The sequence below is a fragment of the Mycolicibacterium nivoides genome (assembly GCF_003855255.1).
In the GTDB taxonomy this organism is placed as follows: domain Bacteria; phylum Actinomycetota; class Actinomycetes; order Mycobacteriales; family Mycobacteriaceae; genus Mycobacterium; species Mycobacterium nivoides.
In genome coordinates this window covers 4411888-4433253 of sequence record NZ_CP034072.1, presented here as the reverse complement: position 1 = coordinate 4433253, position 21366 = coordinate 4411888, and the positions used below count along the sequence as shown (strand labels likewise).

General features: G+C 66.5%; 27 protein-coding genes and 2 tRNA genes. 13 read left to right on the top strand and 16 right to left on the bottom strand.

Features of this window, described 5'->3' with window-relative positions:
- Window position 1 precedes the first annotated feature (1 nt).
- Window positions 2-1228, top strand: coding sequence for an oxidoreductase (locus tag EH231_RS21580; RefSeq protein ID WP_124713307.1), 1227 nt, complete (start codon window positions 2-4; stop codon window positions 1226-1228).
- 355 nt (window positions 1229-1583) lie between these two features.
- On the opposite strand, the gene EH231_RS21575 is transcribed toward EH231_RS21580, so the two are convergent.
- From EH231_RS21575 to EH231_RS21540, 8 genes are all read right to left on the bottom strand, one after another.
- Window positions 1584-2249: a helix-turn-helix transcriptional regulator gene (locus EH231_RS21575; RefSeq protein WP_234940049.1), complete on the bottom strand. Its 666-nt coding sequence runs from the start codon at window positions 2247-2249 to the stop codon at window positions 1584-1586.
- A 520-nt stretch (window positions 2250-2769) separates the two neighbouring features.
- Window positions 2770-2964 carry a DUF8686 domain-containing protein gene (locus EH231_RS21570; RefSeq protein ID WP_241177784.1) on the bottom strand — a complete coding sequence of 65 codons (195 nt, stop codon included), beginning with the start codon at window positions 2962-2964 and terminating at the stop codon, window positions 2770-2772.
- 313 nt (window positions 2965-3277) lie between these two features.
- Window positions 3278-3727 (bottom strand): hypothetical protein, encoded by a 450-nt coding sequence (locus EH231_RS21565; RefSeq protein ID WP_124713304.1) that lies wholly within the window; start codon window positions 3725-3727, stop codon window positions 3278-3280.
- 176 nt (window positions 3728-3903) lie between these two features.
- On the bottom strand, window positions 3904-4176 hold the full coding sequence (locus EH231_RS21560) for a hypothetical protein (protein ID WP_124713303.1): 273 nt from the start codon (window positions 4174-4176) through the stop codon (window positions 3904-3906).
- Window positions 4177-4504: 328 nt separating this feature from the next.
- Window positions 4505-5086, bottom strand: a complete 582-nt coding sequence (locus tag EH231_RS21555; protein ID WP_124713302.1) for a hypothetical protein — start codon at window positions 5084-5086, stop codon at window positions 4505-4507.
- On the bottom strand, window positions 5056-5592 hold the full coding sequence (locus EH231_RS21550) for a hypothetical protein (protein WP_124713301.1): 537 nt from the start codon (window positions 5590-5592) through the stop codon (window positions 5056-5058). The genes EH231_RS21555 and EH231_RS21550 overlap by 31 nt, the downstream gene beginning before the upstream one ends.
- A gap of 330 nt (window positions 5593-5922) precedes the next feature.
- Window positions 5923-6201 carry a hypothetical protein gene (locus EH231_RS21545; RefSeq protein WP_090429969.1) on the bottom strand — a complete coding sequence of 93 codons (279 nt, stop codon included), beginning with the start codon at window positions 6199-6201 and terminating at the stop codon, window positions 5923-5925.
- Window positions 6202-6394: 193 nt separating this feature from the next.
- Entirely contained in the window at window positions 6395-6703 is a 309-nt protein-coding gene (locus EH231_RS21540) for a hypothetical protein (protein ID WP_124713300.1), read from the bottom strand.
- A 200-nt stretch (window positions 6704-6903) separates the two neighbouring features.
- On the opposite strand from EH231_RS21540, the gene EH231_RS21535 reads away from it, so the two are divergent.
- Window positions 6904-7473, top strand: a complete 570-nt coding sequence (locus EH231_RS21535) for a metallophosphoesterase family protein (RefSeq protein ID WP_124713299.1) — start codon at window positions 6904-6906, stop codon at window positions 7471-7473.
- A gap of 186 nt (window positions 7474-7659) precedes the next feature.
- On the opposite strand, the gene EH231_RS21530 is transcribed toward EH231_RS21535, so the two are convergent.
- From EH231_RS21530 to EH231_RS21520, 3 genes are all read right to left on the bottom strand, one after another.
- Window positions 7660-8070 (bottom strand): GlcG/HbpS family heme-binding protein, encoded by a 411-nt coding sequence (locus EH231_RS21530; RefSeq protein WP_090429973.1) that lies wholly within the window; start codon window positions 8068-8070, stop codon window positions 7660-7662.
- A complete protein-coding gene (locus EH231_RS21525; protein WP_090430778.1) occupies window positions 8063-8839 on the bottom strand; it encodes an SDR family oxidoreductase in 777 nt (258 codons plus the stop codon). Before EH231_RS21525 ends, EH231_RS21530 begins: the two co-directional genes overlap by 8 nt.
- A 97-nt stretch (window positions 8840-8936) precedes the next feature.
- Window positions 8937-9194, bottom strand: a complete 258-nt coding sequence (locus EH231_RS21520; RefSeq protein ID WP_090430780.1) for a hypothetical protein — start codon at window positions 9192-9194, stop codon at window positions 8937-8939.
- A gap of 179 nt (window positions 9195-9373) precedes the next feature.
- Between EH231_RS21520 and EH231_RS21515 the strand changes: the two genes are divergently transcribed.
- From EH231_RS21515 to EH231_RS21505, 3 genes are all read left to right on the top strand, one after another.
- Complete coding sequence (locus tag EH231_RS21515; protein ID WP_124713298.1) at window positions 9374-10390, top strand: AraC family transcriptional regulator; 1017 nt, start codon at window positions 9374-9376, stop codon at window positions 10388-10390.
- A gap of 153 nt (window positions 10391-10543) precedes the next feature.
- Entirely contained in the window at window positions 10544-11134 is a 591-nt protein-coding gene (locus EH231_RS21510) for a hypothetical protein (RefSeq protein ID WP_124713297.1), read from the top strand.
- Between the two features lie 130 nt (window positions 11135-11264).
- Window positions 11265-12098: a MerR family transcriptional regulator gene (locus tag EH231_RS21505; RefSeq protein WP_124713296.1), complete on the top strand. Its 834-nt coding sequence runs from the start codon at window positions 11265-11267 to the stop codon at window positions 12096-12098.
- Here the strand turns inward: EH231_RS21505 and EH231_RS21500 are convergent.
- Window positions 12080-13114, bottom strand: a complete 1035-nt coding sequence (locus EH231_RS21500) for a bile salt hydrolase (protein ID WP_090429980.1) — start codon at window positions 13112-13114, stop codon at window positions 12080-12082. The genes EH231_RS21505 and EH231_RS21500 overlap by 19 nt on opposite strands.
- Window positions 13115-13344: 230 nt before the next feature.
- On the opposite strand from EH231_RS21500, the gene EH231_RS21495 reads away from it, so the two are divergent.
- The 3 genes from EH231_RS21495 (at window position 13345) to EH231_RS33965 (ending at window position 15335) form a co-directional block, all read left to right on the top strand.
- Window positions 13345-14262: an acyl-ACP desaturase gene (locus tag EH231_RS21495; RefSeq protein WP_090429982.1), complete on the top strand. Its 918-nt coding sequence runs from the start codon at window positions 13345-13347 to the stop codon at window positions 14260-14262.
- 137 nt (window positions 14263-14399) lie between these two features.
- The gene (locus tag EH231_RS21490) at window positions 14400-15125 is read left to right on the top strand and encodes a cutinase family protein (RefSeq protein WP_090429984.1); all 726 of its coding nucleotides are present in this window, start codon (window positions 14400-14402) and stop codon (window positions 15123-15125) included.
- 60 nt (window positions 15126-15185) lie between these two features.
- Window positions 15186-15335, top strand: a complete 150-nt coding sequence (locus tag EH231_RS33965; protein ID WP_162563056.1) for a hypothetical protein — start codon at window positions 15186-15188, stop codon at window positions 15333-15335.
- A gap of 7 nt (window positions 15336-15342) precedes the next feature.
- On the opposite strand, the gene pdxR is transcribed toward EH231_RS33965, so the two are convergent.
- Window positions 15343-16746 carry a MocR-like pyridoxine biosynthesis transcription factor PdxR gene (gene pdxR, locus EH231_RS21485; RefSeq protein WP_124713295.1) on the bottom strand — a complete coding sequence of 468 codons (1404 nt, stop codon included), beginning with the start codon at window positions 16744-16746 and terminating at the stop codon, window positions 15343-15345.
- A gap of 46 nt (window positions 16747-16792) precedes the next feature.
- Here pdxR and EH231_RS21480 point away from each other — a divergent pair, with 46 nt between their 5' ends.
- Entirely contained in the window at window positions 16793-17215 is a 423-nt protein-coding gene (locus tag EH231_RS21480) for a hypothetical protein (protein ID WP_090429988.1), read from the top strand.
- Entirely contained in the window at window positions 17216-18124 is a 909-nt protein-coding gene (locus EH231_RS21475; RefSeq protein ID WP_090429990.1) for an NAD-dependent epimerase/dehydratase family protein, read from the top strand. It begins immediately after the preceding gene.
- Here EH231_RS21475 and EH231_RS21470 read toward each other — a convergent pair.
- The gene (locus EH231_RS21470; RefSeq protein ID WP_124713294.1) at window positions 18111-18926 is read right to left on the bottom strand and encodes a crotonase/enoyl-CoA hydratase family protein; all 816 of its coding nucleotides are present in this window, start codon (window positions 18924-18926) and stop codon (window positions 18111-18113) included. The two genes, EH231_RS21475 and EH231_RS21470, sit on opposite strands and share 14 nt — an antisense overlap.
- 19 nt (window positions 18927-18945) lie before the next feature.
- Between EH231_RS21470 and EH231_RS21465 the strand changes: the two genes are divergently transcribed.
- Window positions 18946-19491, top strand: coding sequence for a TIGR03086 family metal-binding protein (locus tag EH231_RS21465; protein ID WP_124713293.1), 546 nt, complete (start codon window positions 18946-18948; stop codon window positions 19489-19491).
- On the opposite strand, the gene EH231_RS21460 is transcribed toward EH231_RS21465, so the two are convergent.
- Complete coding sequence (locus tag EH231_RS21460; RefSeq protein WP_124713292.1) at window positions 19488-19949, bottom strand: DUF4334 domain-containing protein; 462 nt, start codon at window positions 19947-19949, stop codon at window positions 19488-19490. The genes EH231_RS21465 and EH231_RS21460 overlap by 4 nt on opposite strands.
- On the bottom strand, window positions 19946-21028 hold the full coding sequence (hisC, locus tag EH231_RS21455; RefSeq protein ID WP_090429998.1) for a histidinol-phosphate transaminase: 1083 nt from the start codon (window positions 21026-21028) through the stop codon (window positions 19946-19948). Before hisC ends, EH231_RS21460 begins: the two co-directional genes overlap by 4 nt.
- An 88-nt stretch (window positions 21029-21116) precedes the next feature.
- Here hisC and EH231_RS21450 point away from each other — a divergent pair.
- Window positions 21117-21208: transfer RNA gene (locus EH231_RS21450), tRNA-Ser, on the top strand.
- A 37-nt stretch (window positions 21209-21245) separates the two neighbouring features.
- Window positions 21246-21318 (top strand) — tRNA-Arg (locus EH231_RS21445).
- Window positions 21319-21366 lie beyond the last annotated feature (48 nt).

Here is a 21366-nt window from a genome sequence, read left to right as displayed (position 1 = left end):
CATGACCGAATCCATTCTCACCGAACCCTTCCGGCTGCCCTGCGGCCAGATCCTGCCGAACCGGATCGCCAAGGCCGCGATGAGTGAACAACTCGCCCACCGCGACGGCACCGCAAGCGACAAACTCCGCCGGCTCTACGCCGTGTGGGCCAGCGGCGGAGCCGGGCTGTTGCTGTCGGGGAACATCATGATCGACCGGGACGCACTCACCGAACCCGGCAACGTCATCCTCGACGACGCCCGCGACCTCGACGCCATCCGGGCCTGGACCGGTTCGACTGCGGGTACCGCCGCCAAGATGTGGGCGCAGATCAACCACCCCGGCAAGGTCGCGGTCTCACCGTTCAACCGCCGGCCGGTCGCACCGTCGGCACGCCGTAGCCCTGTGCCCGGCTACAACATCCGCAAACCACGCGAGTTGACCGGCGCCGACATCGACCGGCTGATCCGCAAGTTCGCGCGCACCGCCGGACTCGCCGTCGCCGGAGGCTTCGACGGGGTTCAGGTGCACGCCGCCCACGGGTACCTGCTCTCCCAGTTCCTCTCGCCGCTTTCGAACCTCCGCGACGATGAGTGGGGAGGCGACGAACAGCGCCGGATGAAACTGCTGCTCGAGACGGTCGCGGCGGTCCGTGAGACCGTCGGCGACGAGGTCCCCGTCGCCGTCAAGCTGAACTCCACGGACTTCCTGCGTGGTGGATTCACCAATGAGCAGGCCCTCAACGTTGCTCTGGCCCTTGCTGACGCCGGGATCGACCTGCTCGAGATCAGCGGCGGCGGCTACGAACAGCCCGCTATGACCGGCGTCGCCGTGGGCCAAGCATCCGATGAGTCGGGAGACGGCTACTTCATCGACTTCGCCCGCCAGATCCGCGGACACTCCACTGTTCCTCTCATCCTCACCGGAGGACTGCGTGTACCCCGCGCGATGGAGTCGATCGTCGAGGATGGCACCGTCGACATGATCGGGATCGGACGCCCGCTGACCTTCGTCCCCGACTACCCGCGGCAGATCCTTGCCGGACACACCCCCACGCTGCCCAAGAGCGCGCCGCGCCTCGGATACCGCCCCGCCGACGGGTACCTCGAACTCGCCTGGCACAACAACCAATTGCACCGAATCGCCGCGGGCAAGACACCCCAACGCACCCCCGGCCTGCACACCATCGGCCGCGCCATCACGCGCATCTCCATCGCAGCTGGAAAGCAGGCGGTCATTCCCCGCTGACCTTGGGACTCTCGCTAGCCCGGCGGTAACACTGACCTACGGGGCGGACCTGGCCGCTTGTCCCGGAGCGGGGTCCGAGGCCGGGCGCGTGGCGGGATCGACGTCGATGACGAGGCCGGTCTCCCGGCACCACTGCAAGTTGCGCCGACTACTGCGCTCTGGCTTCGCCAATCGATGTGACCGTCGCGTCCAACTACTCGCCGCTCGGTGGCAGTAGTCCGACCCGAAGCGCGACATCGACACTGTGGTTTGGCTGCCGCATTGACGCTGGTCGTCATCGCCTTGCTCGCCGCCGGCATTGGTCGCCTCACCGGCGATCAGCCCTTGTCTGAGCCGACCACTTCGCGTCGCGCGGTCATTCGTGGCGGCGGTAGGCGCTCGGTGACATACCGACGCGGTTCTTGAAGGTGGTGGCGAAGTGGCTGGGTGTGGAGAATCCTACGTTCATGCCGATATCCGTAATCGACATCGCCGTTGTGGCCAGTAGTTTCTTCGCACGGTGTATTCGGCGGTCTAGGACGAACTGATACGGCGTGGTACCAAAAGTAGCGGTGAAGGCGGCCGAAAACTCGGCAATAGTCATCTCGGTGAGCCCGGCGAGGGCCGCAAGGGAGATGTCCGAATCGAGGCTGTGCTCCAGGTATTCCATCAACTTGGCACGGGTGAGCCTGCCGAAGCCGCGGCTACGCGGGGCGCGGGCAGCGCCATCGCCGAACTGATCGACGAGGTGCAGACGCACCGTTTCGGCCAGCGACTCGGTGAGCAGTCGCGCACTGACATCGTTGCGATCGGAGATGGTGCTCATGCGTTCGATCAACTGGTGCACGAGCGGATCACGATGTCTGGTCCGCGGCGAGAGGTCGCGGTCGGCGAGTGTGGCTGTGGGGATACTCAGTTCGCAGAACTGCACGGTGTTTCCGTGAGCAAGTGCGGCGTACCTGTGCTCTGCGGGTATGACCCATATATCCCCGACCCGGGGAATATGAGGGCCGCTGGGACCGCGGTCGAACTCGATCTCCATGGAATGCAGCCGCCCCCCACGGTGTACGACCACGACATGGTGGGCTTCTTCGAAGCACCAATCTGTCGGTGTGGTGATCTGCTCGGAGACGAACCGGAATTCGATCCCCTGCGCGGAAGTGGTGACGTTGGACAGCATCGTGCGCGGACTGCGTTCCCGCGTTCCGTCCCACACCGGCAAAGCCATCGTCGGCATTATCGCTCACTTCGCTGCACTCGACACCTGATGTGTGGCGAAGCTTGCCCCGGCCACGCCACCATCCACGGTGCGTCAAGCTCCCGCAACGCTGCTGTTCTAGGAGCTCGGGTGGTGGCGCGGTACAGGTTTTCGGAAAGTCTGTCGGAGGATTTCGAAAGCGCTCAGGAGTGCTGAACGCATATTGTCGCTCCGCGTCATACGAATAGGCGTCGTGGACGTGCGATCCGGTTGCCGGGAAACGACTCACCGGCAACCGGATCTTCCATCGCCAGCAACGTGCCATTGAATTTCCCTGCAGGGATCCCCGGCCCGCCTGACGCGTCTACGTTGTCGTGTCAGGCCGCGCCGTCTCGTTAGCCATCTCGAAGCGGTAGCCGATCACCACCGACGCGATCAGCGCGATCGAGATGACGGTCTCGGCGATGAAGAACGAGGCGAAGTCGATCACGGAACCGATCGGCGGGTTGTCGGGGACCGCGTTGCGGAACGGGATCAGCGCGAAGAGCAGAGCCGCCATCATCGAGCAGGCGGGGCGGTGTCACGGAGGCGATCTCGACTTCGAGTGTCTCGCTGGTGGTGTCGACCCGGTTGATCCAGACCTGGACGCTCACCCGGTCGGGTGTGTCGAGGGATCCGAACTCTTCGGTGTAGTTCGAATTACGGTGCAGCAGGTACATTCCCATGCTCGCCGCGATCACCAGGCTCAGCGCAACGGCGACGGCCACCGCCCCGCGCAGGCCCAGCCGCCGGGATCGGGCGGGGGGCCGATTCCGCTTCCGATTCCGCAGCTTCGGCAGCGCTATCGCTGTCCCGCAGGGATTCTCGCGTGCTCACATCTGCCCAAGCGAGTTGACCTCGGTGGCGCTCACCCAGAAGCCCTCGTTGGTCCGGGTGTTCATGAAGCGGGTTCCGTCGTTGAACGCCTCGACCGCCCAGCCGTTGGTGGTATAGGTCTGGTCGTAGCGGATCAGGTGCGGTGGGTCGATCACTCCCAGGTCGGCGGCCAGGTAGGTGAAGGTTCCGTTCTGGTTGAGCGACACCGAGTTCGCGATGCTGCCCGTGCTGGCCAGCGGCGGATTGACGAACTGTACGGTGCAATTCACGCGGTCGCCCTCGATGCCGCACAGCGTGCGACCTGACTCGGTCCTGATGTAGCTGATCCCGTTCGGCCCCGTCGGCTGAATCTCGTCAGCTGCGGCGACACCCGGTGCTGTCAGCGCCCCGCCGAGAATCGCACCCGCCGCTGCGGCGCCGATCAGCGCCCGGCCACGAACGTTCATCGCGTACTCCTCACTTGTCGCGCCATCGAACACCGGCCGGCGATGCGGAACGTGCACCGGCGCGAGATCGCCGACCCAGCAGCCCCGGAACCCCCGGCCGGGGCTGCTGCGACGCCGCGGCCCGCCGGTCAGTTCAGGGGCGTTGGCAAGTCTCGGTTCCCGGGGGAGCCCAGGCGCTAGTTGACTCGCTCGGTCGGGCTGTCGGTGTTGTGGAGGTACCAGAGGCCGTCGTCGTGCTTGAGGCAGTACCAGTACTTGAGGAACGAATCGTCGTCGCTGTTCTGCAGGTGCTGATCGGGGCCGTCCTTGATGCAGGACGCCTCGGTCGGCCAGCTCCACGGGATGCCGTTGGCATCCCGCACGACGACGTCATCGGCGTGTGCGACGACGGCGGCGGACAGCATCGCGCCCAGCGCCAGCGCGCCGACGGCGGCAAACTGCTTCAGCACGGGGTTCTCCTCACACTCGGGCCGGGACCGGAAGCCCCGAGCAAACCACGTGGAACCTACCGAGCGAACGCCCGGTGAACCTTCCAAAAAACTCACAGACTTTAGGAAAAACGGCTAGCGGCCGCGTCGTGTGTGTCGCGGCAGGTCCACCTGTACGTTTCCCCAAGTCGAATCGCCTTGCGCCGCAGTGGCACACAGTCACATCCGGTTTTGTGCGGTGACCGACCAGACTTTCCTTTCCCACTGTCATCGAGCCTGTAGGTTGTGTGCTCAGCACGAGACGCATTCAGGAACAAGCGTTTTCGTCCCGGAAGAGCGACGTGCTGGATCAGTCGGTGTCGTAGAACCACCAGCGCGGCATCACCTCGGGGCCGATCCGAAGGTCGCCGTTGCGGTCCGGGTCGGGCATCCCGGCGGGCACGTAGAGCAGCCCGTCCCAGCTGTTCTCAAACTTGATCAGCACGGTGCCGCTCGAGTTGGTATGCACAGTGGCGGGGTAGCTGCCGATCCAGCGGTGCTGGGTCTCGCCGTGTGCCGGCGGATGATCCGCCACCGCGAGCACCTCGGTACGCGCATGAGCCCACCGCACCTTCTGCAGCACGCCGGTCCCGATCAGGAGCACCGACAGGGCGAACACCGCGGCGATCGCCGCGACGGGCACCGCCACTCGCCGGCCGCGCGCGGCGCACACCCCGAAGTAGGCGGCACCGACCATTAGCAGCGGTGGTCCGACGAAGAACGCGGGGAAGATCCAGCCCATGCGCTCAAACGGGCCGCCGCACCACACCAGCGTCCAGCAGAGGTAGGCCGCCGCCGCGACGAACACGATGTCGATGCCGCCGAGGATCCACGCGCCCGCGGTTCGGTGCGGTAGGCGGTTCACGGCTTGCGCGTCCAGCGGGGCGCCCACACGCGACTCCACGTCTCGCGGATCGCCACGCCGAGAAGCACCAGCACGAACACCACGGTGGGGCTCGGCTGCGGGCCGCCTGCCAACCCGCTCCGGTAGTAGAGCGCGGTGAGGATGACGCCCGCACCCGCGACCGGGGTGAGAATCGTTGCGACCCCGGCCGGCCACCTGCCGACCGCGACGGCTTCGACCACCGCGACGATCACGGTCACGACCAAGGCGAAGACCGCGACGGACGACACTAGGTTCACGCTGTAGAAGAAGTCGGTCGCCGGCGACGGGGCCTGGTCGGTCAGCGGCTCATATGCGGTCCAGCCGAAGTCGCTGTGGCCCAAGCCGACTCCGAAGATCGCTTCGTCGTAGTCGGCGTAGCGGCGCGGTATACCGAACGAGTTCATCTCGGCCATCAACCGCGCGACGACGAACACCCACCACGACGAGTCACCAACGATGCGGGCGACTCTCGCGGTGACGAATCGCCTCCCGGAGAGCTCGACAGGTTTCACCCGATCACCGGTAGCCCGTTCGGACCGATCTGCGGCGGTGGCATGAAGCACGGCGGGATCCCGGGCGCGTACGGCGGCACACACGGCTGCGGGAAGCACGGCTGCCCGTTCCAGTAAGACGGCTGGTTCGGAGGGCACACCGTCATCGGTTCAGCGCCGGCCAGAGCGGCAACGGGTAGGGCGGAGCCTGCGACGATCGCGGCGGTGATCGCTGCGATGGCTGCACGCAGCTTTGCCGCAAGGGCGAGAGGCGGCCTAAATGACGTCGTGGGACGCATGTTGTTGAACAATAGCGGGTAACTGCTCAGTGTCGGCGCGCTCAGGCGGCAGTCAGATCGCGTCGCCGGGAACGTTGGTGCCGACCTGAAGGCCACCCTCGTTGATCCCGCCGCCACCGTGGTACTCGTTGAGATACTCCCCGTGCCACCGGGGCCAGTCCAGGTAAACGGCTCCCGCGACCGCGCGGTAGCGCCGGTACTGCCCACGCGCAGTGCGCAGCGAACGCCGAGCCTCCCGCGCCGCTCGCTGGGCCGCGTTCCTGGCCGAGGACTCCTGCGCGGAGGTCAACTCGACTGACGAGTCCCGGAAGATCTGTCGCTTGCTGAACATAGATAGAAGTGTATGTCCGTGCACGTAGGAGTGCACGACGAGGGGAACTGCAACGTTTGCTGTCCACATTCCTGTCTCACTGCTGGGCGCTGTCCCGCGACTTCTGTAACCCGAGCGGGATCCTCAGTTTGTTGCTGGAACGCCGCGCCGCGTGTCGGAGCCCGAGTGCCCGCTGCGGGTGCGCACCCGTCGATCAGAACGCAAGCTGCAACGTGAAGAGCGACAGCAGCGCGAACGGCGCAGAGGCCACGAGCACCAGCACGATCGGGATGATCGCGCGGCCTGCGACCACGGACACCCATGCGCCTCCGGCGGCCACGATGCTCCCGACGGCAGCGACACGGAGGCCGGCCACATCGGTTCCGGGCGGTGCGACACCGTTCTCGAACTTCGACGCCATGTCGGTATCGGAGAGCACGGTGAACGCCAGTACGTATGCGATGACCATCGCCACGATGCCGATCATCGACAGTCCAGGGTTGCGGCGCAGTTCGGGACTCATGGCTCCATCGTGGGCCGCGCGGCAGGCCTACCGGATCAGTAGAACTACGCGAATCGCGGCCGGTCCCGCACCCTCCGCAGCTCGATCTGGTCGGCTCGCACCGCTCCGGCGCCACCTCCGGCTACCGTGGAGAGAACGTAGGACGCCGCGGGGACAGAAACTCGATTTCGCCTGTCCCTGTGCCCGCGTACCGTCGCGCGGTGGACTTCTTCACGGCTGACTTGCATCTCGCGCACCCGAAGCTGGCGGGCCTGCGCGGGTTCGACACCGTCGCCGCGCACGACGCCGCGGTGATGGCGGAGCTGTACCAGCTCGTCCCGGAACAGGACACGCTGTGGGTGCTCGGCGACATCTGTGCGGGCGGGGTGGCATCCATGGAGTCGGCGCTGGAGCATCTCAGCACCCTGCGGGTGCCGATGCACCTGGTGACGGGGAACCACGACCCGGTGCACCCGATGTACCGCGGCGGGCAGAAGCACTTCGCGGACTACGCGGCGGTTTTCGCGAGTATCCAACAGGTGGCGCGGACGAAGGTCGGCGGCGAGGGGGTGATGCTCAGCCACTTCCCGTACGCCGGTACGCCAGACCGCTTCTCGCGCAGGAACTTCGACCAGTACCAGTTGCCGGATATGGGCCAGTGGCTGATCCACGGCCACACCCACAGCGCTGTGAGACGGTCGGGGAAGCGGTCGATCTGTGTGTCGCTGGAGGCGTGGGCGCTGCGGCCGGTGTCGGCCGAGGAGATCGCTGCGGAGATGCAGCTGCTTTAGGGCTCGAGCGCATCGACCCTCACCTCGTTGTGGGGCAGGTGAAGCAGAAGGTGGGTTCACGAAGTCTGTTCTGAGCCAAGTGATCCCGCGCTTCGAAATCGGTGGCCCGAGCGCGGATGTGGTGAGGACGCCTTCCCGACGGAAGACGCCGGTGGGCAGCTCCGGACCCCCCAGGCCGGGGCTGCTTCATGGGGTTGCGCCGTCCGCGGTCGTGAGGGCCAGGGCGGCGTCTTGCTCCGGTGTGCCGCCGGAGACACCCAGCCCGCCGATCAGTTCGCCGGTCCCGTCAAACAGAGGTACACCGCCGCCGACCAGCAGCAGCCCTCCGTGGTGGATATGGTCGAAGTGCAGATGCGGCACTCCGAGTTGCAGTGGGGCGTTGAGGGTGTCGGTGGGTGCCTGGAACATCACCGCGGTACGTGCCTTGGCGATGGCCAGCTCGTTGGACGCCAGCCACGCGCCGTCCATCCGGGAGAAGGCCACCAGGTTCGCTCCCTTGTCGAGGACGGCGAACACCGCCTGCATGCCTTCGGACTGCGCGGCGCTGCCGCCCCGGGCGATCAGTCGATGCGCATATTCGAGTGTGAGCTCAGGCATTCTGGGTCCACTCCGACTCCTGCCAGTGCTTCGCGGTGTCGATCGTGGCCAGTGGACGCATGGTGCGGTACAGGTGGTCCTCGGCGGGGATGATCTCGACCATCGCGTCGATCATTTCCTGCGGGTCGTACTGGTCGGCGAGACTGTCACTGAAGTCCGGCATCGGAACCACGGCCTTCTCAGGGTCGTACCACTGCACGTGGCTTTCGGCGCCGGTGTCGTTGAACCCGGTGCCGAACACCCCGGGGTTGACCGTGGCCACCTTGACGCCGTGGGGCGCCAACTCCGCACGCATGGAACCGGCGATCCCCTCGACGGCGTGCTTGGTGGCGCAGTACACCCCGACGAAGGGGATCACCAGGATCCCGCCCATCGATGAGGTCCACACCACCTTGCCGGACCTGCGCGCGACCATCTTTGGCACGATCTTCTGCGCCAGCGCGATGTGCCCGAAGACGTTGACCTCGAACGACTCCCGTACCCGCTGCAGCGGAATGTCGACGACCGATCCACTTTCCATCACCCCGGCGTTGAGGACGAGCACGTCGGGATCGAAGGTGCCTGCGTGCTCGATGTCGGTCTCATCGAGCAGGTTGAGCTTGATCACCTCAAGCTCAACCCCGGCGGCGGCAGCATCGGCCCGAAGGCTGCGGACCAGTGGCCACGCCTCGGCGGTCGCGACGACTTCGTGGCCGCGGCGGGCGAGTTCGATCGCCGCTCCGCGACCGAATCCCGAACTTGCCCCGGTGATCAGAATTTTCTTCGACATCATTTCCTAAAGGTGTTGGTAGTGGACGGGTGTGGTTGTTGCGGGCGTTCGTGCGCCGAACCTGCCTGCGCACGAACGGAACTGCGCTCGATCAGCGTTACCCGACCCGTTCGGTCGAGCTGTCCGTGTTGTGCAGGTACCACAGGCCGTCATCGTGCTTCAGGCAGTACCAGTACTTGAGGAAGGAGTCGTCATCGCTGTTCTGGAGGTGCTGGTCGGGTCCGTCCTTGATGCAGGACGCTTCGGTCGGCCAGCTCCACGGGACGCCGTTGGTGTCTCGGACGACGACGTCATCGGCGTGTGCCACACCGATGCCAAAGGTGAGCGCGGAACCGAATATGACAATCCCAACGATGCGCGCCGAGCGTTTGCTCACGAAGCCCTCTTCCAAGCGAGTGATGGACACGGTCCAGCGGTATCCGACCGGTCGAAATGCTAGGCGCGCTCCCGGGGGACCGTCACTAACAGAACACGTCAAATCGGTAGCTGATCACGCCATATCGAAGCGGTGAGACCTCTCGTACACTCGCCGGGATGGAAGCCAGTTCGGGCATGTTCGTGTTGACCCCGGCGGTGCGGTCACTGCTGACCGACCTAGATGTCTCGGTCGATGCGGTCCTGCGGCGCGCCCAACTCCCGACCGATTTCTTCTCCCGCGGAACCGGACAACTCAGCAGCGCACAGTACTTCGCCTTCTGGAGTGCCCTCGAACGGGAGAGCGACCGGGATGCGCTACCTGTGGCCGTGGCGGGGGCGTTGAGCGCCGAGAGCTTCGACCCGCCGATCTTCGCCGCCCTGTGTAGCCCGAACCTGATGACCGCCGCCCAGCGCATCGCGCAGTTCAAACCCCTGATCGGCCCGATCGCCATCACTGTCGGCCGAACTGGTGACGGCACGGCGGTGAGCTACACGTGGCAGACGGAGACGAAGCCCCCAGCCGTGCTTACCGCCGTCGAGTTGCTGTTCTGGGTAGCTCTGACCCGGCTGGGCACCCGCCGACCCGTGGAACCGCTGCGGGTTCAGGCCACTCAACCCCCACCGCCGAGCGCGACGATTCGCGGCTACCTCGGTGTGGACATCGAGGCCGGCCCAACCGATGCGGTCGTGTTCAGCAACGAGGACGCCGACCTTCCATTCGTCACCGAGAACGCTCAGATGTGGTCCTACTTCTCGCCGCAACTGCACGCCCGGCTATCCGAGCTACCCCGGTCCTCGTCGATGGCCCAACGCGTGCGCACCGTGCTCCTCGAAGCCCTGCCGGCCGGGCAGGCAGACATCGACAGCGTGTCCCGCAGGCTGGCGGTGAGTCCACGCACGCTGCAGCGCCAACTTCAAGCAGAGGGCGCCAGCTTCCAAGCCGCACTGAGCCGCACCCGGGAAAGCCTCGCCCGTCATTACCTGACCACCGGAGACACCAGCGTCGCCCAGATCGCCCTGCTGCTCGGCTACAAGGACACCAGCTCCTTCTACCGCGCCTACCGCGGATGGACCGGTACCACACCCGACGCAACCCGCCTCGGCATGAAGGCGGCCGCCGCATCGGAGGGTTGACACAGTTCTGACACAACCGGCGCCAAACCTCGTCGATCCGCGCTCGCTAGCGGTCCTCTCATGCGCCCATGTCGTCGGATGCTGCCAGACGCCACGTCTGGCGCGGCGAGCAGGAGCAGCACTCGTGGGTTCCTGCTGTGGAACCATCCGTCCATGAGGATGAAGTACGTCGCTGCCATCGTCGTCTCGGTCGTCGTCGCCGTCGCCGCGGTGGTCGTGGTCGTCGGCGATGTGCCCGGCCGGGTCATTCGTGCTGTGGGCGGCGTCGCGCGCGAGGACCTGTTCTCCTCGCAGCGGCTGGACTCGGAACTGGACTTGGTGCGCACGCGGCTCGGCGACCTGGCGTTGCGACGCGTGACGGTGACCTCCAATCTGGTCTCGGTCGAGGCAGTCGCCGCCGACGGTCAGCTGCACGACTACTGGGTGCGCGACGGCGAGGTGGAGGACATGGACTCGATTGCCGACCTGCACGCGGGCGAGACGGCGTTCACCGCGGCGGATCTGTCGGGGCAGCGGGTACGGGCGGTGGTCTCCGATGTGCGCGGCCTCGGGAAGCCCGGTGAAATCGAACTGGTCTCCTACGAGATCGAGCAGGGGCATCCGTTGTCGGTGGCCGTGTGGATCCGGCACGACCCGGTGAGCTCGGTGTTGCACTTCGATCCGCGGAGCGGCTCCACGGTGGTGCGTGAGGAATCAATCGAGACCGACGAACACACCTCGGTGTTCGGCGGCTGCTGGTGCTGAGGAGACAGACGAAACATGTTGCCGCACCGGCACTTTCTTCCCCAAACGGAAACAAGGCAGGTCAGCCCGCGGTGTGCGGCAGATCGCGAGGTTTGACTCTCACACCGTGTTAGACGGCAGGCTCTTGTCCGTGACCGACACCCCGTCCCTGATATCGATCGGCAGGTTCTCCTCGCTGAGCCGTATCTCCGTTCGCATGCTGCGCCACTACGACAAGCACGGTGTCCTGGTGCCCGCGCGGGTGGACGCGGCCAGCGGCTACCGCAGGTACGCCGCGGCGCAGCTGGCCGACGCCGCCGCGATCCGGCGGCTTCGCGACATCGGATTCGGCGTGTCCGCCATCGGAGCCCTGCTCGCTGTCCGAGGTACCCCGGCGTTCGATGCAGCCCTCGCGGCCCAACGCATCGAGCTCGTCGCGGCGGCGGAAGAGGCGAACGCGCGGCTCCAGCTCATCGACCACCTACTTGCCGAGAAGGAGCTCACCATGACTGACACTGTCACCGAAGAGACCGTCCCCGCCCTGACCGCCGTCTACCTGCGCGACACCATGCCGAATTACGCCGCCGAGGGGCAGCTGTGGGAGCGGTTCATGCCCGCCCTGCAGGAGCAGGGCATCACGCCCGGGCAGTTCGGCGGCTGCATCGAACACGATGACGAGTTCCGCGAATCCGATGTCGACGAGTCGGTGTTCCTCGAGGTTCCCGCCGACTGCACCGCCCGGGCTCCGCTCGGAGTGCTCGTCGCGCCTGCTCGACGGGCCGTGGTGGCCACCGTCACCGGCCCTTACGCCGAGGCGATCCCGCGGGCGCACGAACTCATCGGCGCCTACGTGACCGAGCGCGGGCTGACCCTGACGCGCACCGTCGACGATGTCACGACGCACCACTTCAACGTGTACCTCGACGACCCGCGCGAGGTGCCCGAGGACCGGCTGCGGACGAAGGTCTACGTGCCGGTGGCCTGACCCTTCTCGGCTGCCTCCAGGGCCGCCATGATCTTCATGGACAGGAAGGTCATGGGGCCCTTGTCCTCGAACTTGTCGGCCACGTTGCCGGCGATTCCGCCCTGCACCGCGAGCTTGCCGATCAGGTCGAGCTTGAGCTGCGGGCTGCCCTCGGAGAAATCGAGATCCGTCAGGTCGACCCACACGATGTTGGGGCGGGTGGTGGACTCGTAGACGTACCGCTTGTTGGTGAGGTCGAGGACCACCTGCCAGATGGTCTGCGAGGCATCGGGCTTGCCCGGGTCGGGGATCCGGAAGGGCTGGGCGGCGTTGCGGATCACCGAGAACATGCCCGCGATGGCCTCCACCTGGCTGGACGGCTTGGGCAGCCGGCCGGCGTAGTAGCTCGCCCGGGCGAAGCGGTCGCTGGCGAGGGTCGAGCCCGGGATCGGCTGGTCGCCGCCGAGCCCGGTGAACGACTTCACCAGCTCCAGCTGCTCGTCGTAGGTGGGTGAATTGGTCATCACGGTGTAGTCCTTCGAGTGATACACCCGGGCGTGGCCGTCGACGTATTCGATGATCGCCGAGTCCCCGGTCGCGTCGTCGAGGGCCAGGTGCAGTCCGGGGCGGACACCGCCGGTGGGGTCGTCCATCTGCACCACCTGCACGTCGGTCTCCGCGATCCACGCGGTCGCCTCGGCGACGGTGGCGAAGTTGTCCAGGAAGTACTGCAGCCAGATGGCCTGGCCGAGCTGGGTGCGGGAGTCGTCGGGCTCGCCGTAGGTGGATTCGGCCAGCCACAGGATGTGCCCCGCCAGGCCGGCCTCGTTCATGCCGTCCACGGAGATGATGTCGAAGGCGGCGGCGACCACGCTGCCGTACTTCGAGGTCCAGGTGAGCTTGCCCGAAACCGCGTCGTCGCGTTCGATGCCGCGGGGCTGTGTCCACAGGTTGGTCATCAGGTCCTTGTGGAAGTCCATGTTTCTGCCGACCAGAACCGCATCGCCCGCTTCGGGCCACATAACTCGCGTGCACATGTCCGCGAGCCTAGTGTCGGGCCTCTGCCATCAGGGTGTTGTCGACGAAACATTAAGTGTGGAAAGCATTTTCGCTTGCCGCGTCGCAGACATCGCTCGATTCGTCCGGTGGCCGCAACGTAAGGATCATTCTTACCGAAAATTAACCTACGGTTCCGTAACCTACGCTACCGTAGGTTGTGAACGGCACGCTGACGTCGACGCCTGCCGAAGATGTTGGGAGGACACCCATGGACGCCCAAAACGGAGTGCTGCACGAACTCGAACCAGTTGTCGCGAGCAATCTCGACCGTCATCTGTCGATGGCGCGGGAGTGGTTTCCGCACGACTACGTCCCGTGGAGCAGGGGGCGCGACTTCGCCTTCCTGGACGGGGAGGACTGGCAGCCCGAGGACTCGCCGTTGAGCCATGTCGCCAAGGTGGCCATGACGGTCAACCTGCTGACCGAGGACAATCTGCCGTCCTATCACCGCGAGATCGCCACGCGGTTCTCCCGCGATGGCGCGTGGGGCACCTGGGTGGGGCAGTGGACGGCGGAAGAGGGCCGCCACAGCATTGCGTTGCGCGACTATCTCGTCGTCACGCGCGGAGTGGATCCCGTTGCGCTGGAACGTCTTCGCATGGCCCATACTGTGGCCGGGTACGACTCCGGTGACAAGACGCCGCTTGCGGCGATGGCCTATGTGTCGTTCCAGGAGCTGGCTACCCGGGTATCTCATCGCAACACCGGGCGGGCATCCGGTTGCCCCATCGCCGACCAGCTGCTCGCGCGGATCGCCGCCGACGAGAACCTGCACATGGTGTTCTACCGCAATCTGATGGCAGCGGCATTGGACATCGCGCCCGACGCCTCGATGATGGCCATCCGCGACGAGGTGGTGAACTTCGCGATGCCGGGTCTCGGAATGGCCGACTTCGCTCAGAACGCGATCACCATCGCCAAAGCGGGTATCTACGACCTACGCGTCCATCACGACGACGTGGTGCAGCCGGTGCTGCGCTTCTGGCGGATCTTCGATCGAACCGATTTCGGGCCCGAGGGCGAAAAGGCTCGCGAGGAGCTAGCCCAGTTCCTGGCTGCAGTCGATGAGCGGGCCCGGTTCTACGAGGAGAAACGCGAGCGCCAGCGCGTCGGGGCCGCCTCGTAGCAAATCGCAGCCCCCGCTCCGCCGAACGAACGTGTCGTACATCACACCCCTGGAGAGATTCGCCCACTATTGATCTTGGGTATCGAGGAGTAGTTGGCACGAGAAGTTGTAGCGGGTCGGAACGAGTGGGGTCGAGAATGAACCGGATTGGTCGTTGGTTGGGTGCGGTCGGGTCGGCGGTGTTCGTGGCGGGTGGCTGCATAGCCGCTGCCGGTCAGGCATCTGCGGACTCCTGTGCGGACGTGCAGGTGGTCTTCGCGCGGGGCACGTTCGAGCCGCCGGGCGTGGGTGGCGTCGGGGAGGCGTTCACGGATGCGCTGAGGGCCAAGGCGGGTGGAAAGTCCGTCGACGTCTACGCGGTGAACTACCCGGCGTCCCTTGATTTCGCGACTGCCGCCGACGGCGTCGCCGACGCGAGCAACAAGGTCCAGGCCACGGTCGCGGCCTGCCCTGACAGCAAGATCGTGCTGGGTGGCTTCTCGCAGGGTGCGGCGGTGGCCGCCTACCTCACCGAGGATGCCGTGCCGCAGGGCTTCGCGCTTCCGCCGAGCATCACCGGCCCGCTGCCCGCGGGGGTGGCAGACCATGTCGCCGCGGTGGCGTTGTTCGGCAAGCCGTCGAGCGGCTTCCTGCAGATGATCTACACCGGAGCACCGCCGATCACGGTCGGCACCCGGTACGCTGCCAAGACCGATGATCTGTGCATCCCGGAGGATCCGGTGTGCTCGCCGACGGGTAGCGACAACAACGCGCACAACCTGTACGCCGCCAACGGGCTGACGGATCAGGCAGCCGACTACGTGGTGGCGCGGCTGAACGGTCAGCGGCCGGACCGCAGCGTCGACCAGGCCTCCGGGCGGTAGGAACCCTCACGGCACCGCGCGCTATTGTTCGAGCACGTTTTCTCGGACAGGGGTGGGTCAGTGACGGAACAAGAGCAGCAGCTGACGTTTGGGCAGAAGGCCAAGCTGTACCTTCAGGCCGCAGGCGCGTTCGCGCGTAACCCGAAGGCGCTGGTCGCTCTTGTGAAGTACAAGCTGGCGGAGCGGAAGTCGGCCAAAGAAGCGGGCTGACGAAGCTCTACGGCCAGGCCGCACCCAATTGGCGCGCGGCCTGGCCGAGTATCTCCACGCCCGTGGCGATCTGGGATTCGGTGAGGTTGGCGTAGCCCAGGATCAGCCCGGGTGGCGCGGCCGCCGGATCGGCGTAACACGGTGCCAGGGCCTCCAGTCGGATGCGTGACTCGGTGCCTTGGCGGGTGAGTTCCTCGATGGGGAAGCCGGCCGGGAACCGGACGGTCAGGTGCACGCCGGCGGCCGCGCCCAGAACCTCTGCCTGCGGAAGGTGCTGCGACAGTGCGGCCAGCAGGGCCGCGCGCCGGGCCGGGTAGCGGCGGCGCATCTGCCGCAGGTGCCGGTCGTAGCCGCCCGAGGTCAGGAACTGGCTGAAAGCGATCTGGTCCATCACCGAACTACCGGTGTCGGCAAGGCTTTTGGCGGTTCTCACTCGGTCGATCAGGTGGGCGGGCACGACCATCCATCCGATCCGCAGTCCGGGCGCCAGGGTCTTGCTGGTCGAGCCGAGGTACACCACCCGGTCGGGTGCCACCCCCTGCAGTGCACCCACGGGGGCCCGGTCGTAGCGGTACTCGGCGTCGTAGTCGTCCTCGACGATCAACCGTCCGGGCTGGGCCCATTCCAGGAGTTCGGTGCGCCGGGCCGCCGAGAGCACCACGCCGGTCGGCGACTGATGGGCCGGGGTGGTCAGCACGGTGGTCGCACGACTCGCGGTCAACGCGCCGACGTCGATGCCGTTGCCGTCCACGGGGACCGGCAGCGGATCGATACCGTTGTGCCGCAGAACCATCCGGTGCAGCCAGAATCCCGGATCCTCCGTCGCCACCGGGCCGTCGAGGCATCGGGCCAGCAGCGCGACGGCTTGCGTTGCGCCCGAGCACAACACGATGAGACGTGGGTCGGCCACCACGCCGCGGGTGCGACGCAGGTACTCGGCCACCGCGGCGCGCGCGGCCGGCAGACCGTGCGGGGCCGCGTAACCGAACGCGCTGGACTCGATCTCGGCCAGGCCCTGGCGCATGGCCCGCAGCCAAGCCTGACGCGGGAAACTGGTGAGATCCGGTGAGCCAGGGGCGAAGTCGATGTCGAAGCGGGGCCGGGCACGGTCGGAACGGACGCGGCTTGAGGGAACGGCGTCGACGGCTGCGACGCGGGTGCAGCCGCCTTGGCTGCTGTGCAGGAAGCCCTCGGCGGTCAATTGGCCGTAGGCCTCGACCACCAGCCGGCGCGACACCCCGAGGTCGGCGGACAGCACGCGGGTGGACGGCATGCGCGAGCCCGGGGTCAACCGTCCGGACCGGATGGTGTCGCGCAGTCCGTCGGCGAGTTGGCGATGCAACGGCCGCTTGCTGTCCCGGTCCAATTCGACCAGCAGTTCCGGGGCCGAACTGGTACCCGAAGTTGCCATGGAATTGGAGCCTACTCGGAGACCACTGTGGCGTTAGCGTGATGACATGGCCAACGCTGCGGGCCCGGTGACGCGAACCCGGCGCTACCCCGAAGTGGTCCTCGCCGTGTTCGGCGTCTACTCGGTGCTGCTCGGTCTGTTCATGCTGCTGGCGGCGGGCGCGTTCTACGACACGCTCGGCGCCTTCGGCGTGCGCAACGATCACTACATCCTCGACAACGCGTCCTTCGAGCTGCCGCTCGGATTGATGATGCTGGCGGCTCTCAAGTGGCCGCGGTGGCGAGTGCCCGCGCTGGCGTTCGCCACCCTGCATTGGGCCCTGCATTCGTTGAGCCACCTGATCGACACCAACCACGCGGCAGGCAGCTGGGTCGGTTGGCTGGAAGCCGCGGGCCTGGTGGTGACCACGGTCCTGTTGGCAATCGCATTGCGGATCAGCATGTCCGACGACAAGGCAGGAGAACCATAGATGCGTGTCCTGGTGGCCGGTGCGACCAGTGTCCCCGGAATCCCGTTGTTGCGTGAGCTCAACAGCCGCGGTCACGAGGTCATCGGGGTGACCCGCTCATCGGCAAAGACGGCCCAGATCTCGGCGGCCGGGGCCAAGCCGGTGGTGGCCGACGTGCTCGATGCGGGCCAGATCGATTCCGTGCTGGCCGAATTCGCACCCGAGGCGGTGGTGAGCCTGCTGACGACGCTGCCCAAGCTGGGGCCGAAGCGGATGAAGGATTTCGAGCCGGCCAAGGAACTGTGGAGCCGCGGTGCCGGCAATCTGGTGGCCGCCGCGCAACGGGCCGGGGTCCGTCGCGTCGTCGCGGAATCGGTGATCTTCGCTTATGGGTACGGATCGACCGGGCCTCAACTGATAGACGAGACCGATCCGTACCCCGGTCCTCCACCTCGCGGCGGCGAGCAGATGCTGGCCGCGTTGCGGGGCATGGAACGCGACGTGCTGACGTCGGGGGAGCGCAGCGCCACCGAGGGAATCGTGTTGCGCTACGGCGTTTTCTACGGTCCCGGAGTCACCCACGATGATCTTTTCCGCCGGCTGGCCAAGTGGTGGGCCGTGCCTGCGATGACCGGCACCGGGGTGCTGTCGTGGGTGCATATCGATGACGTCGCCCGGGCCACGGCCGACGCACTCGACAAGGGACGGGGCGGACAGGTCTACAACATCGTCGACGACCGGCCGCAGTCTTTCGGCGACTACGTCCGGGAACTGAACGCGAAGCTGGGCCGGCCGCGGCCGTGGCCGATCTCGCATCGGCTCGTCGGTCTCGTGGCCCCGTACCCGGCCACCGCATTCGGCACGGCCTGGCTGCCCCTGTCGAACGCGAAGGCCAAAGCAGAACTCGGCTGGACGCCTATTCCCCGGTGAACTGGGGCGGGCGCTTCTGGAACATCGCCGTGACGGCCTCGGCCAGATCCTTGGACGGCAGGAAGGCCGAATTCCACGCGGCGACGTAGCGCAGGCTCTCGGCCACCCTGGCGGTGCGCTGCTGGTCGAGCACGTCCTTCACCCCGGCGACGGTCAGCGGCGGGTTGGCGGCGATCTCAGCGGCCGTGGCGTGTGCGGCCGCCAGCGAGGCATCGGCGTCGGGGTGGACTTCGTTGACGAGGTTGATGCGCGCGGCATGCGCGGCGTCGACGTCCTTGCCCGTCAGGACGAGCTCACGCAGATGCCCGTCGGACACGATCAGCGGGAGCCGGGCCAGGCTGCCCACGTCGGCGACAATGGCCAGCTTGGTCTCGCGCACCGAGAACTTGGCGTCGGTGCTGGCGTAGCGGATGTCCACTGCGCTGATCAGATCGACACCGCCGCCGATGCACCAGCCGTGGATCGAGGCGATGGTCGGGGTGCGGCAGTCCGCGACGGCCGTGATGGCGCCCTGCATCTTCCGCAGCGTGGTGTGGAAGTCGGCCCGGGCCTTCGCGCCGGCGTCCAGGCCGGGCAGCGTCGCACCCATCGCGGGTAGGTCGAGGCCGTAGCTGAAGTTCTTGCCCGAGCCGGTCAGTACGATCGCGCGAACGTCCGGGTCCGCGTCGAGGGCGCCGAACACGTCAGGCATCTCGGCCCAGAACGCCGGACCCATCGCGTTGCCCTTGCCGGGACCAAGCAGCGTCACCTGGGCGACGTGGTCCTTGATCTCGACGGAAACGGACTCGTACGTGTCAGACATGGAGTGGACACTACCGAGTATGGATGAACTCGAAGGCGCCGAGGCCACGCTCGACGTGCTGCAACGCGTGCTGCACGGCATCACCGCGGACGATCTGTCCCGCTCGACACCCTGTCGCGAGTTCGACGTGGCGGGGCTGACGGAACATCTCCTGAACTCGATCACCCTGATCGGCTCGGCGGCCGGGGCGCAGATTCCCGAACGCGATCCCGCCACCTCGGTGGAGGATCAGGTGCTCAGCGCGGCGCGGCCCGCCGTGGCGGCGTGGCGAGGGCGCGGGGTCGACGGCACGGTGCCGTTCGGGCAGGGCGAGGCGCCGGCACAGATGATGGCCCGGATCCTGTCGCTGGAATTCCTCGTGCACGCTTGGGATTACGCCGCTGCAACCGGACAGACGGTCGACGTGCCGGATGAGCAACCGGAGTGCGTCCTGGGCTGGGCGCGGGAGATCATCACGCCCGACGGACGTGTGCGTGCTGGTTTCGACGACCCCGTCGAGATCGGTGCGGGCGCGCGATCGCTGGACCGGCTACTGGCCTTCACCGGCCGCCGGCCGACGGGCTAGACGCGCTGCAGGTAGAAGTACAGGTAGCGGCCGTCAACAACCGCGCCCTTGCCGTTCATGATGCCCACCACGGTGTTGTCGTCGACCACCTTGAAGTGGTCGTGCACGGGACGGCCGTCGTAGACCATGGTCGCGGTCACCTCGCCGCGGAACTCCTCCAGCCACAGGCTGGCCTCGCCGTTCATGGCCTCGGTGTTGGAGAACTTGTTGCCGTCGCCGTCCAGGCACACCAGCGGCTGCGCTTCGGCGGCAGAGCGGAACGTCTTGCCGAACCAGTTGAGCCGCTTCATGAATCCGTTGGCCTTGTGCCCGGTCTGGAATTCGCCGCCCTTCCACTCGCCGAGCATGAAGTCGATGCTGGCGGGCCGGAGCAGCGCCCAGAACGCGTCGAGTTCGGCGTCGGGGATCTGACCCTCGCGGCTGACGAATCCGTCGAACGTGCCGCGCGCGTCGCTCACTTGGTCTCTCCTGTCCGAGTCCCGGCGTCACCCGCGATCCAGCGTTGGGCGAACTCCAGAAAGGCGTCGTTCTCGTGCGGTGCCCCGATGGTGACTCGCACGCCGTCCTCACCGTACGGGCGCACGATGATGCGGCTGTCGGCGGCCCTGGCTACGAAGTCCAGGGTGCGTTCGGCCAACGGCAGCCAGACGAAGTTGGCCTGCGTGGGCGGGAGTTCGTATCCCGCCTCGCGCAGCGCCGCGCAGACGCGGATGCGTTCGGCCACGACGGCGTCTGTGCGGGCCAGCAGTTCGTCGGCGGCCTCCAGGCTGGCGATCGCTGCGGCCTGGGACACGCTCGTCGCGCTGAAGGGCACGTAGACCTTGCCCAGTGCGGTCACGATCTCCGGGTCGGCGACGGCGTACCCGACCCGCAGGCCGGCCAGCCCGTAGGCCTTCGAGAAGGTGCGCAGAACAACCACATTGCGGTGGGCCCGGACCAATCCGAGGCTGTCGGGCACCAACCCGTCGCGGATGTACTCCACGTAGGCCTCGTCGAGCACGATCAGGATGTCCGAGGGCACCGCCGCCACGAACCGGGCCAGAGCCTCTGGCTCGACCACGGTGCTGGTCGGGTTGTTCGGGTTGCAGACGAAGATCAGCCGGGTGCGGTCGGTGATCGCCGCGAGCATGGCGTCGAGATCGTGAGTCTCGTCACGCAGGGGCACCGGGACGCCGGTCGCGCCGGCGGTGCGGATCTGCAGCGGATAGATCTCGAAACTGCGCCATCCGTACACGACTTCGTCGCCGGGAGCGGATGTGATTTGTATCAACTGCTGGCACAGGCTCACCGAACCGCAGCCGACGGCGATGTTCTCCGGCGCGAAGCCGACGTGCTTGGCCAGGTGTTCGCGCAGGTCAAGGTACCCGTTGTCGGGGTAGCGGTTGATGTTCTCGGTGGCTCGCAGGATCGCTTCACGCACGCTGGGCAGCGGCGGGAACACGGTTTCGTTGCTCGCGATCTTGATTGCGCCGGGAACTGTTTTGCCTGGTGCGTACGCCGGAAGGTCGGCCATTTCGGGGCGCAAACGGATACTCACTTGGCCAGGATAGGGGAGGCTGTGTACTGTGTGCCCTCGGCGGTTTCGGGCGACAGGACGGAGTCCGGTACCCTCACAGAAGTTCAAAGGAGGCGTGCCAGAGCGGCCGAATGGGACTCACTGCTAATGAGTTGTCCCCCTTACAGGGGACCGGAGGTTCAAATCCTCTCGCCTCCGCCAAGGTTGACTCGTCAACCGCACAACTGAATAACGCTAGGCGCCCGTAGCTCAACGGATAGAGCATCTGACTACGGATCAGAAGGTTAGGGGTTCGAATCCCTTCGGGCGCACTCTAGAAAAATCGAGGCGCGGTCAGCAGACCGCGCCTCGATTTTTTT

Excerpts from the sequence above, each read along its gene's own strand:
- EH231_RS21580 (WP_124713307.1), top strand. The coding sequence starts at position 2 with ATGACCGAATCCATTCTCACCGAACCCTTCCGGCTGCCCTGCGGCCAG.
- EH231_RS21530 (WP_090429973.1), bottom strand. The coding sequence starts at position 8,070 with ATGCCTGAGCTCACACTCGAATATGCGCATCGACTGATCGCCCGGGGC.
- EH231_RS21500 (WP_090429980.1), bottom strand. The coding sequence starts at position 13,114 with ATGTGCACGCGAGTTATGTGGCCCGAAGCGGGCGATGCGGTTCTGGTC.
- EH231_RS21545 (WP_090429969.1), bottom strand. The coding sequence starts at position 6,201 with ATGTTCAGCAAGCGACAGATCTTCCGGGACTCGTCAGTCGAGTTGACC.
- EH231_RS21540 (WP_124713300.1), bottom strand. The coding sequence starts at position 6,703 with ATGAGTCCCGAACTGCGCCGCAACCCTGGACTGTCGATGATCGGCATC.
- EH231_RS21510 (WP_124713297.1), top strand. The coding sequence starts at position 10,544 with ATGAGGATGAAGTACGTCGCTGCCATCGTCGTCTCGGTCGTCGTCGCC.
- EH231_RS21465 (WP_124713293.1), top strand. The coding sequence starts at position 18,946 with ATGGATGAACTCGAAGGCGCCGAGGCCACGCTCGACGTGCTGCAACGC.
- EH231_RS21475 (WP_090429990.1), top strand. The coding sequence starts at position 17,216 with ATGCGTGTCCTGGTGGCCGGTGCGACCAGTGTCCCCGGAATCCCGTTG.
- EH231_RS21495 (WP_090429982.1), top strand. The coding sequence starts at position 13,345 with ATGGACGCCCAAAACGGAGTGCTGCACGAACTCGAACCAGTTGTCGCG.
- EH231_RS21565 (WP_124713304.1), bottom strand. The coding sequence starts at position 3,727 with ATGAACGTTCGTGGCCGGGCGCTGATCGGCGCCGCAGCGGCGGGTGCG.
- EH231_RS21470 (WP_124713294.1), bottom strand. The coding sequence starts at position 18,926 with ATGTCTGACACGTACGAGTCCGTTTCCGTCGAGATCAAGGACCACGTC.
- EH231_RS21570 (WP_241177784.1), bottom strand. The coding sequence starts at position 2,964 with ATGGCGGCTCTGCTCTTCGCGCTGATCCCGTTCCGCAACGCGGTCCCC.
- EH231_RS21525 (WP_090430778.1), bottom strand. The coding sequence starts at position 8,839 with ATGTCGAAGAAAATTCTGATCACCGGGGCAAGTTCGGGATTCGGTCGC.
- EH231_RS21575 (WP_234940049.1), bottom strand. The coding sequence starts at position 2,249 with ATGGAGATCGAGTTCGACCGCGGTCCCAGCGGCCCTCATATTCCCCGG.
- EH231_RS21490 (WP_090429984.1), top strand. The coding sequence starts at position 14,400 with ATGAACCGGATTGGTCGTTGGTTGGGTGCGGTCGGGTCGGCGGTGTTC.
- pdxR (WP_124713295.1), bottom strand. The coding sequence starts at position 16,746 with ATGGCAACTTCGGGTACCAGTTCGGCCCCGGAACTGCTGGTCGAATTG.
- EH231_RS21515 (WP_124713298.1), top strand. The coding sequence starts at position 9,374 with ATGGAAGCCAGTTCGGGCATGTTCGTGTTGACCCCGGCGGTGCGGTCA.
- EH231_RS21480 (WP_090429988.1), top strand. The coding sequence starts at position 16,793 with ATGGCCAACGCTGCGGGCCCGGTGACGCGAACCCGGCGCTACCCCGAA.